The following is a 9,158-nucleotide window of genomic DNA, read 5'->3' on the forward strand; positions in this document are numbered from 1 at the left end:
GACATCGTTCTGGAGTACAAAGAAAAGTCCGGCTTACTGGAAGTGGACTTAGCCGCTGTCCCCACCACGCTGCTGGAGGGCGATACTCATCTGATGCAACCGCTGGTTAAGAACAAGTACCGCATTACCCGTGTGACCTGGAATGGCGATACGGTGCCCTTGGCCATACTGCCTACCGGAGGCGTCAATAATCCACAAGGTTGGCAAATCACCTTGCCGGCATGGCGTTCAGGTCCGGGGGATATTAACCATTATCAGTTATCGGTGACGTTAGCGGATGAAAAAGGCCGTCAACAGACCTCTAACCCGGTGGATATTGTCGTCGGTCAGCAGCGTCAGGGCTTACTGGCGTTAGAAAGTGCGGCCAGCGTGCCGGCAACGGGCTTGCCAACGGATGTGATTAAGTTATCAGCTCACCTAGAAGACCATCAGAGTCAGGCGGTGAATGACCCGCTGGTCACCCCAGTCTGGAAGGTGACGGATGCGGTGACCGGGGCTGTTGTGCCGGTGGTGGCGGCTGGCGGGTCGTGCCCGCTGGATGCGGCCAGTCAGCCTTTACCGTGTATTCAGGTTCTTCGGGCGCCGGTGGATGTGCGCACAGGGATTAACTACTACGTTGAAGAGTTGGTCAGTACGCTCAGCGGGTCGTTCATTGTGCGGGCGGACTTAGGCATTTACGGGATGAGTAATCCACAGACCGTGACATTCACCAGTGCAACCAATACCAATCTGGTGGTCAGAGCGGAGATACAAGACCCGGCGGGACAGGATTTATTGACGACAGGTAACAGCCCGCTGATTGGTGTGACGTATACCGTGAAGTTATTTGATGCAGCCAACGTGGATATCACGACCAGTATCCCGGCAGCGAACGTGCAGTGGGAGTTAGATGGCCCCAATACGGCGGGATGTGCGATAACGCTGAACAGTTTTGATACCGGGGTGCGGGGATATCAGTTTACGCCTCGGACCAATGCCAGCAGTAACAGCGGTGTGACGTGTGGTGACCAGGGCTTTGGGTTGAAGGTGACGTACGTGCCGTAAGGCGATAAGCGTATTGACCCTGACAGGTGCGTCACGACATAGCGCCCCTCGATGAGGTTGATGGTCAGTCACGTTAGAGCAGGCGGTTTGATTGACGGCATGTGTGTTGATAAATACCAATGCGGGGAAATCCCGGTTTATATGGCCCAGTGCCAGGCAGTAATAAGAAGGAATGAATGATGACAATGAATTTTAGAGTCAAGCAGGTGGTACTGGCGCTGGCGTTGGCGGGTATGACGTCGGGCTCCGTGTGGGCGGCCAGTACGCCGTCAACCAGTTCAGTTCAGGGTCGCGTCCCTGTCTTGAGTGCCCCGTCTAACAATGCACCGCAGGCGGTTGACTTTAGCGGTACCTATGCCACGCCGGGACAACTGTCCACCGGTGACACGGTGGTCATGACCTATAACTACACCGACCTTGATGGTGACGCGGATAACTCCTTGACCACGGTGAGCTGGAGTTATGCCCCGCTGGGTGGAGGCGCGGATGTGCCGATAACGGCGACTAACGTACCGGCACCGAATTCAGGCGGTCAGGGGACCTCGACCATTACGCTCCCGATTGGTGCCTTAGGTGCGACGGCCATTAAGGTGACGGTCCAAGAATATTCTGCCACGGGTGACCCGATTAGCGGCAATACGATTACGGTGACGGATACCAGTCTGAGTACCGGTCCGGGCGGCGGCGGCGGTGGGGGTACGGGTGTGACCCCACCAGGCCCGGTAGTGATTGGGGGCAATATTACGGGCGGTATCTTCTTGCAATCGGCTTCGCCAGCCGCGGGTAGTGGTGCAGTTGATTACGCACGGACAGCCACCAATCCGTTAGTGGGTAAGACCTACGTCTTCCGTGCCTGGAATGACGCGAACAGTAATGGTGTCTGGGATGTCGGTGAAACTCAGGTTGTCCCTGCCAGCATTCAGTGGAAGTTGGACGGCACAAACTCCACGGCGAACGGCACCAGTGCGGTGGCGACACTGAGTAACCACAGTATTGCCGGTGCGACTTCGGACACTTACACCATTCCGGTGAACAGTGTGTCGAACTCCGGTGCGACACCGGGCGACCAGGGCTTTAACTTGAAAGTCGATTTTAACTAAGTCCCCGACCTGTCTTATTGATGGTGGGGTAGGCCGAGAGTCTAACCCGCCATACCGAGATAGGCGATGAATGAAACGCCAAAACCGTCAGGTCTTGCGCGTTATGAACTATATCAATGAAATCAATAAAATCAATGAATACATTAAACCAAGGAAGAAGTGAAATGAAAAAAAACAATACATTTACCTTAAAGAAGCTAGTCCTGGCGTTAGCGCTGGCTGGCTACACCATGAGCAGTGCGTATGCGGTGATGACCTCTCCGACCGGGACCATTCAGGGTGCTGCGCCGGTACTGAGTGCGCTATCGAACAGTGCCGTGAATGCGGTTGACTTCTCGCATGTCGCTCAAACGGCGGGCGTTATGACCTCTGGTGACACTATCACCATGACGTATTCATACGGTGATACTGATGGGGATGCGGATGATTCTACCGCCCACGTGACGTGGTACTACACCAAGGGTGGGGTTGATACAGCGATTGTGGGTGGGATTGTCAATACACCGGCCGCCACGATTGGCGGTACAGGTACCAGTGTGCTGACGGTTCCGGCGGCGGCGATTGGAGCGACGGCGATACGTGTTGAGGTGCAGGAATACTCGGCATCGGGTGACCCGATAAGCGGTACGACCATTAACATTGCTGACGTCAGTAATGGTGGTGGCGGTACCGGTCCGAACCCACCAGTGGGTCCAGTGGTTCCGGGTAGCAACGTGACGCCGGGTATTTACCTGAGCACGGACGTGGCGTTTGCTAACAACCTGATTGGTTCGGCGACGAACCTGGCTGTTGGTCAGACTTACGTGTTCAAACTGTGGGACAGCGCGGCAGTAGGTACGACTGACCTGACGGCGACGGTACCGGGTTACACCTGGCACTTAGTGGGCACCAGTGCGACGGACAACATCACGGGAGACTTTACCACCAGCGTAAGTGGCAGCAACTTCACCATTCCAGTGAACTCGGCGGCAGACGGTACGCCGTTAACGGGTTCTGCAGACGGTGCGCAGGGCTTCAGTCTGGCGGTCGACTACTAAAACCAGTCTCCATCAGGTTAGCGTCAATCACCATCACGGGCAGGGTTTTCCTGCCCATTTTAAGCACAGCGTGATGGATGGATAAGGCGGTTAAGCCAGCATGGTTGGCAAGGTGAATGAGCCGTCCTGACTGAACCTCTGCCAGTCGCGGAGGCTGAGTCAGGGTCTGTACTGATTTTTACTGAGTTTTTGGCAGCTCAATGTGAAGGAAGGGCATCGACGAATGAATACCATATCGACGCGGTTATTTTTTTTTAGCTCAAGAGACGTTCGGCTTAACGGGGTGATGCTAGCGTTGGCTTTGGGGGTAAGTGCCCTGCCCGCGGTTGCCAATATGAGCAACCCGACCAGCGGGCGGATACATGGAAGGTTACCAACGGTAACTGGGGACATACAAATATTAAACCCCGGCGGTACAACGGTCGTGACAAATAATCAAGTGGTCAATGAGAACGCCAAACCAAGCCAATTTACTGCTAGCACAAATTACAGTGGTTTGACGGTTACGGACCTTGATGGCGATACGGGATTAAGTTGGACAGTGAACACCGCAGGGGTGGCCTTGTCGTGGAAGCATGGTGCGACAATTCTCAGTTCAGGTCAATTGAATCAGCCATTCTCTCCTGGATGGGAAGGCGAGACGCTCACAGTCAGCGCGGTTGCACCGACTACGGTGAGTTCTATTACCGGCATACCAAGAAGTGGCAGTGGACCCGTGAGCGGTACAGCAGTTTATAGTGTGAAAGTCCCGCCGATCACATGGTTGTACAGAGTTAACGGTGTAACATTTAACGCAAATCAAGGATTCCCTACTACGGGGTTTATTGGAGCAAAATATCAAATTCTTGCGGGGGCTGACACTAATAATAGTAACTACACGTGGACAGTCTCCCCTCCAGTGTCATGGATTACTGTGGACAATAACGGATTAGTTACATATACCGGAACTCCACCCTCATCGGACTGGTCATACACAATCCAAATTCGAAATAGAATATCTGGCACAATAAGGACAATATCGACTAATACGTTGCAAAAATGGCACACGTTCCGCATAGGCGCATCCATGACCCAGGGTAAAGCTATAGACTACTGTACAAGCTTGGGCAGTGGATACCGCCTCCCCACGTACTACGATTTATTAAACGGAAGACCAAGAGTGACAAATGGTCAATCGGAACAGCCCGTGTCCCGTACGGCACCCGGTCCGCTTTGGTCTGAGTGGGGGAATATATCAGCGTACATATCAAACATCGATTATATAACGTGGACCAGAACCGTGACCGACTCGCTGTCAACAACAGGCACAAATTTCGCCAGCGTAAACTTTTCTGCTGGCACGTATAAAAGTGTGTGGTCACCTGACAACAAAAACTCGGCTAGCGACAACAACCCCTCTCATCCTTGGCAGACGGTGTCTTGCGTAAAAAGCATTTAGTTTAACAAATGCTTAGTTCCAGGCCGAACAATCGTACACCACTTTGATTAGCTGGCCCCCAGGTAGAGGCATCAGTGCTATGCATACCTATTGATGCTAAGGAATGGGCATCATGCCAATGCATTAGGAACATACCTAGCTCCAGCCACTAGCGCCTGACATAGTTCGCCAACCGAGCTTGATGAATTTTGGCAGGCAATTGCCGGGCTTGCTCATAAAGCTGGCTGATTTTTGTCAGGTGATTGGCAAAGGCTCTGGGGGTAACAGACTGGATCCCCTAGTGAGTCAACTAGGTGCCTTTCCGGGGGGGCCGATGAAGGTTTTATCCAGGAGTGGGCGAAATCCATACTGCTGGAAGTACTGATTCAGGTATTGGTCGATGGCCGAGAATGTTGCCCGATTGCCTGAAAATCGCCTCTGGGCGAGGTCTCGGGCGAGATATTGTGGTCGTGAGGCGGGGCAGGGTCTTGGCTATGCAGGCAGGTCAGTGTCATCACCTGACCTAAAATCCCTGACCTCGACCTTAATCTCCCCGAAAAACGCCCGGGGAACGGTTAAGGATGATGAGTAAGTGTGCGCTGACGGCGCGAGGTGATTTATCCCTAGCACCCTAATACGGCATGGGTTGTGGGACAACCTAATGTTACCGAGTTATCGAATGTTTACCGGGGTCACTATCCCCTGAATAAGGAGTTTGACAATGTTGATATACCAAAAAGCGCCACCCGCTTGCCCTTATTGCCATGACGCCACGCAGGTGCGCAAGCATGGAACATCGCGCAGTGGCTTTCAGCGTTACTTCTGCAGTGAGTGCCGGCGCACTTTTCAGGATAAGTACGTTTATCAAACGTGTCGCCAAGCCCTGTCAGCGACCGAGGCATAACGTGTTTAACGGTGTGTGACGACAATATCCCTGCCCGAGTTACAGGGCAAGGATAGACCGCTCATCGCCTAAATTCGGCCATGGAGATTTTTGATGATGATGAAATTACTCAAACAACGGCAACGCCCGGCGTGTCCGCATTGCGATACAGTGACGCAGATCCGCAAACACGGCAAAGCCCGCAGTGGCCTGCCACGTTACATGTGCCTCGGTTGCCGAGGAACGTTTCAGGGTCGGTACATTTACGCCGCTTATCAAACGGATGGGAATGCTCCGGTTGGAGGGTAATCGACGGAGCGGGGTAACAACAGGGAGCGTGTGTCATGAGAGTGACCGGTTTAGATATTGTAGTAAGTGCGGTGACCTTGCTGGCGATAGCGGTAATGATTCCAATGCCGTGGTTATTATCCCCCTCCAGAGAGGATGGTGGTCACGTTCAGTGCCGGGGAGCCTTCGTTGCGCTACTTTCTCCCCTCTCTGCGGACTATTGCTACGACTGTCGGGGGACTGTCTCCATGACGGAGTATGTTGGCGTCATTCTCTGTGAAGCCTGTACGAGATTGCCCGAAACCTGTCCCCAGAGCTCACGCGGCATTATTACAACAACAACAAGACCCCGTAACGGACGAACCGTCATGGCATCAGATGAGGTATTACGATGAGTGAGATAAGTCAAAAAACGTTAAATGCACCATCAGGTCATGCCCCCCATGAGGACTGGCCTCGTTATGCGAACCCGAACAATGAGATAGACCTGTTTGAATTGCTCCTTCGACTCTGGGACAAAAAGGGGCTGATTCTGATGGTGACGTTAGTCACCACGCTGATAGCCGGCATCTATGCCTTTACCGCCAAAGAACAGTGGACGGTTAAAGCCTATGTCTCCCCACCCCAAATGGCCCAGATTGAAGATTACCTGACATTAAGGCGGGCGTTTTCTCGGGTGAGCGGCATTAACGCCGACCCACAGGCGATAGCCAATCATCTCTTCAGCCGGTTTACCGACATGGTGTCCAGCCCCACTGAGAAGCTGAGTTACTTATCCGAGACGGCCTACGTCAAGCAACAGACTGAATCGATGGAGCCACATGCTAAGCGCCTTTGGTTAACGGAGATGACGGACAAGGGGCTGGTGACGTCCCCGCCGGATGAAAGGAAAACTCTACCTTACTTTATGCTGTCGGTGTCGGCGGATAATCCCCAGACCGCGCTGGCCCTGTTGACCGATTACGTTGAGCGCATCAATCAACAGGTGATTGCGCAAGATGACGCTGAATTTCAAAACAACCTTCAGGCCATGATATTGGCGCGTCAAAAGGAACAGCAGGATATCGACTTTAGCCTGCAAGCTGACAGGGCGAATCAGTTGGCCAACCTGACCCGGTCACGCAGTACGGCTCAACGAGCGGGGATTAAGGATTATTACGCTAATTCAGCCAGCAACGGTGCCACCAAGATTGAGCTGGCAAACTCGGTACACAAATACATGCTGGGTGAGAACTTTTTGAGTGCGGAGATAAACAGTCTGATGGAGAGCCCCATCGTCTACCCCGTTCGGTATCATGATATCAGTCGGGAACTGAGTCTGTTGGCGCCGTTACTGCAGCAGCAGGTCACTGCACAGGTTTATCGTTATCAACTCACGCCGGGTGAACATATGAAAAAGGACCGACCGAAGAAAGCGCTGATACTGGTATTAGGGGTGTTGCTCGGCGGGATGCTGGGTATTAGTACGGTAATGGTGGGAGATAGTATTGCCCGTTATCGTCGAGGTTAAAGGTGGTGCCGGTATGGGGCATTTGATGGGAGAAATACGACTGAGGGGAAAATATGTCATAGAAAAATGAATATATCGTATTCACTATTTTGTCGCACGTCTCATCTGAACGGGTGGGCGGGTAAGTCATCCACGCCGACTCAGAAGGTCTATTTTTTATCGATGGGGTTGGTGAGTAGTGACTGATTACCGAAGTCAATGCTTTAGGTGGACTTTTTTATTTTTATTTTTATTTTTATTTTTATTTTTATTTTAAAATTTTGGAGCATTTCTTATGTTAAATAAAACTATTTTCCTAGTGTTCGCCATGGTTCTTTCCCTCGCCGGGTGCTCTGAGCCAGAACCCACGGGCACAAAGATATTTGGTGGTACGGCTTATATTGAGATACCAACGGAATTTACTTTGATGCCTAAAGACATGTTGGCGGCTAAATATCCTCAACCCAATGCACCGCAGGAAGCCTACTTTGTTGAAGAGGGCAAAGTCTCACTTGCCTTCAGTGCAACCAAAAATACCCTACCTGATGGTAAGCTTGGGGAAGTCGCCAATATGATGAAAAAACAATTCGCGCCATTCAACCCTACCCTGGAAGCGAAAGATATTGACGGGCGTAAGGCTTACCTCTTGACGATGAATACACCGACTGCCGAGGGAACGATTAAGAATATCATGCTGCTCACGACGATTAGTGGAAAATTGGTGATTGCCACCTTTAACAGCACAGAGGATTTAGCTGGGAAGTATATGGATGTTGGCAAGAATGCACTGTTTTCTTTGAAATTTAAGAAATAGTCATGCGCTAATGCAATTATCTTGAATTGAAATGTGGCTGGTTTTGCCAGTGCTGATAGCTAAATCCCTAGGCAGAACAGGTAAAATGAGGGGCGGAATGATGCAGGATGCCGGTTATTATGCGGCTTTCATCCTATTGGGTAGCGTATTCTATTTGATTGCCGACTGGATGGAATGGGTGAGGTAGTCAGTTCTGAGAACCTGGGATGTAACGACAATATCAGGACGTTAATTGACCATGACAGACATAAACACCACTCGATACCTTGACGTTTGGGGTGTCAAAATGGCAATCATGACGCAGGTCGAATCAGCAGAAGACTATCACCTTAAAGGATTATTCGTCGAACACGTAAAAGAAGGGTATACGATTTTGATGTAGCGCATGAACGAGGCGATAAGCGATAGGGTCTTACTGCATCCTTGATGGCAAAAATAATTCAATACACTGACTTAACGCCCAAAAATACAACAGCCAATCTCTGAGGGGGTTGGTGCGAAACGTTTGGATGTTGATGAGGGTAAAAATGAAATAAACGTTAACGCTAATAATTTACGCTTATTTACCAAGGGGATATTAATTCAATGAAAAGAGCGGTGTCATTTTTTAAAATGCCGTGATGGTAGAGTCTAATGATGTCATATTTTGTGGGGATGATTGATATAATATCAATATGTAATTATAATTAACTTAGCTTATTATTTTGTTTTCGAATGTGTATAATATGCTATTAACAGCAATGCTTTCGTATCGGTGAATAATGACTTGGTTGCTCATTGATATCTCGATGGCATTGCTTTGACCCACTTGGGTTATTCATTCTATGTCGATATCCGTTTGCTTTTAACTAAACGGCTTTTGGGTTGGCTTTAACGTATTGATGTAACGACATAATGATATGAAATAATTGACCTCTTTATGTCATTACTTCCTTACTGAGAGTCATCATTAAGAGTTATTGTTTCGAATAAAGTGAACTGGAAATACACCCTATTATTCAATCCGGGGGAATGACTCTCTGGATAAATAAAAAGTCAGCCCACCCCAAATTTGGGTGGGCTGCTTATGCTGATTGGATCAGGAAA

9 protein-coding genes and 2 pseudogenes are annotated in these 9,158 nt (G+C 50.4%); all 11 read left to right on the top strand.

What is annotated here, in order from left to right:
* Positions 1-1,044: pseudogene (locus tag YWE_RS30980) on the top strand (inverse autotransporter beta domain-containing protein); the annotation flags it as partial.
* A 179-nt stretch (positions 1,045-1,223) separates the two neighbouring features.
* Positions 1,224-2,144 (top strand): SinI family autotransporter-associated protein, encoded by a 921-nt coding sequence (locus tag YWE_RS0119885; RefSeq protein ID WP_029096082.1) that lies wholly within the window; start codon positions 1,224-1,226, stop codon positions 2,142-2,144.
* A gap of 164 nt (positions 2,145-2,308) precedes the next feature.
* Entirely contained in the window at positions 2,309-3,181 is an 873-nt protein-coding gene (locus YWE_RS0119890; protein WP_029096083.1) for a SinI family autotransporter-associated protein, read from the top strand.
* 334 nt (positions 3,182-3,515) lie between these two features.
* On the top strand, positions 3,516-4,619 hold the full coding sequence (locus YWE_RS32045) for a hypothetical protein (protein WP_407641196.1): 1,104 nt from the start codon (positions 3,516-3,518) through the stop codon (positions 4,617-4,619).
* Positions 4,620-4,998: 379 nt separating this feature from the next.
* On the top strand, positions 4,999-5,190 hold the full coding sequence (locus tag YWE_RS30610) for a hypothetical protein (RefSeq protein ID WP_127526399.1): 192 nt from the start codon (positions 4,999-5,001) through the stop codon (positions 5,188-5,190).
* A gap of 129 nt (positions 5,191-5,319) precedes the next feature.
* Positions 5,320-5,466 (top strand): annotated as a pseudogene (locus tag YWE_RS30615) (transposase); the annotation flags it as partial.
* Between the two features lie 135 nt (positions 5,467-5,601).
* A complete protein-coding gene (locus tag YWE_RS32050; protein WP_428829285.1) occupies positions 5,602-5,790 on the top strand; it encodes an IS1/IS1595 family N-terminal zinc-binding domain-containing protein in 189 nt (62 codons plus the stop codon).
* 35 nt (positions 5,791-5,825) lie between these two features.
* Positions 5,826-6,164 (top strand): hypothetical protein, encoded by a 339-nt coding sequence (locus tag YWE_RS30625; RefSeq protein ID WP_127526401.1) that lies wholly within the window; start codon positions 5,826-5,828, stop codon positions 6,162-6,164.
* Positions 6,161-7,279, top strand: a complete 1,119-nt coding sequence (locus YWE_RS28015) for an LPS O-antigen chain length determinant protein WzzB (protein ID WP_051323465.1) — start codon at positions 6,161-6,163, stop codon at positions 7,277-7,279. Before YWE_RS30625 ends, YWE_RS28015 begins: the two co-directional genes overlap by 4 nt.
* A gap of 274 nt (positions 7,280-7,553) precedes the next feature.
* Positions 7,554-8,072, top strand: coding sequence for a hypothetical protein (locus YWE_RS28020; protein WP_051323466.1), 519 nt, complete (start codon positions 7,554-7,556; stop codon positions 8,070-8,072).
* A 238-nt stretch (positions 8,073-8,310) separates the two neighbouring features.
* The gene (locus tag YWE_RS30635; protein ID WP_154661434.1) at positions 8,311-8,454 is read left to right on the top strand and encodes a hypothetical protein; all 144 of its coding nucleotides are present in this window, start codon (positions 8,311-8,313) and stop codon (positions 8,452-8,454) included.
* Positions 8,455-9,158: the final 704 nt, after the last annotated feature.

Source organism: Budvicia aquatica DSM 5075 = ATCC 35567 (assembly GCF_000427805.1).
GTDB lineage: Bacteria > Pseudomonadota > Gammaproteobacteria > Enterobacterales > Enterobacteriaceae > Budvicia > Budvicia aquatica.

Coding starts and splice junctions, on each gene's coding strand:
- YWE_RS0119885 (WP_029096082.1), top strand. CDS start 1,224: ATGACAATGAATTTTAGAGTCAAGCAGGTGGTACTGGCGCTGGCGTTG.
- YWE_RS0119890 (WP_029096083.1), top strand. CDS start 2,309: ATGAAAAAAAACAATACATTTACCTTAAAGAAGCTAGTCCTGGCGTTA.
- YWE_RS32045 (WP_407641196.1), top strand. CDS start 3,516: ATGAGCAACCCGACCAGCGGGCGGATACATGGAAGGTTACCAACGGTA.
- YWE_RS30610 (WP_127526399.1), top strand. CDS start 4,999: ATGGCCGAGAATGTTGCCCGATTGCCTGAAAATCGCCTCTGGGCGAGG.
- YWE_RS32050 (WP_428829285.1), top strand. CDS start 5,602: ATGAAATTACTCAAACAACGGCAACGCCCGGCGTGTCCGCATTGCGAT.
- YWE_RS30625 (WP_127526401.1), top strand. CDS start 5,826: ATGAGAGTGACCGGTTTAGATATTGTAGTAAGTGCGGTGACCTTGCTG.
- YWE_RS28015 (WP_051323465.1), top strand. CDS start 6,161: ATGAGTGAGATAAGTCAAAAAACGTTAAATGCACCATCAGGTCATGCC.
- YWE_RS28020 (WP_051323466.1), top strand. CDS start 7,554: ATGTTAAATAAAACTATTTTCCTAGTGTTCGCCATGGTTCTTTCCCTC.
- YWE_RS30635 (WP_154661434.1), top strand. CDS start 8,311: ATGACAGACATAAACACCACTCGATACCTTGACGTTTGGGGTGTCAAA.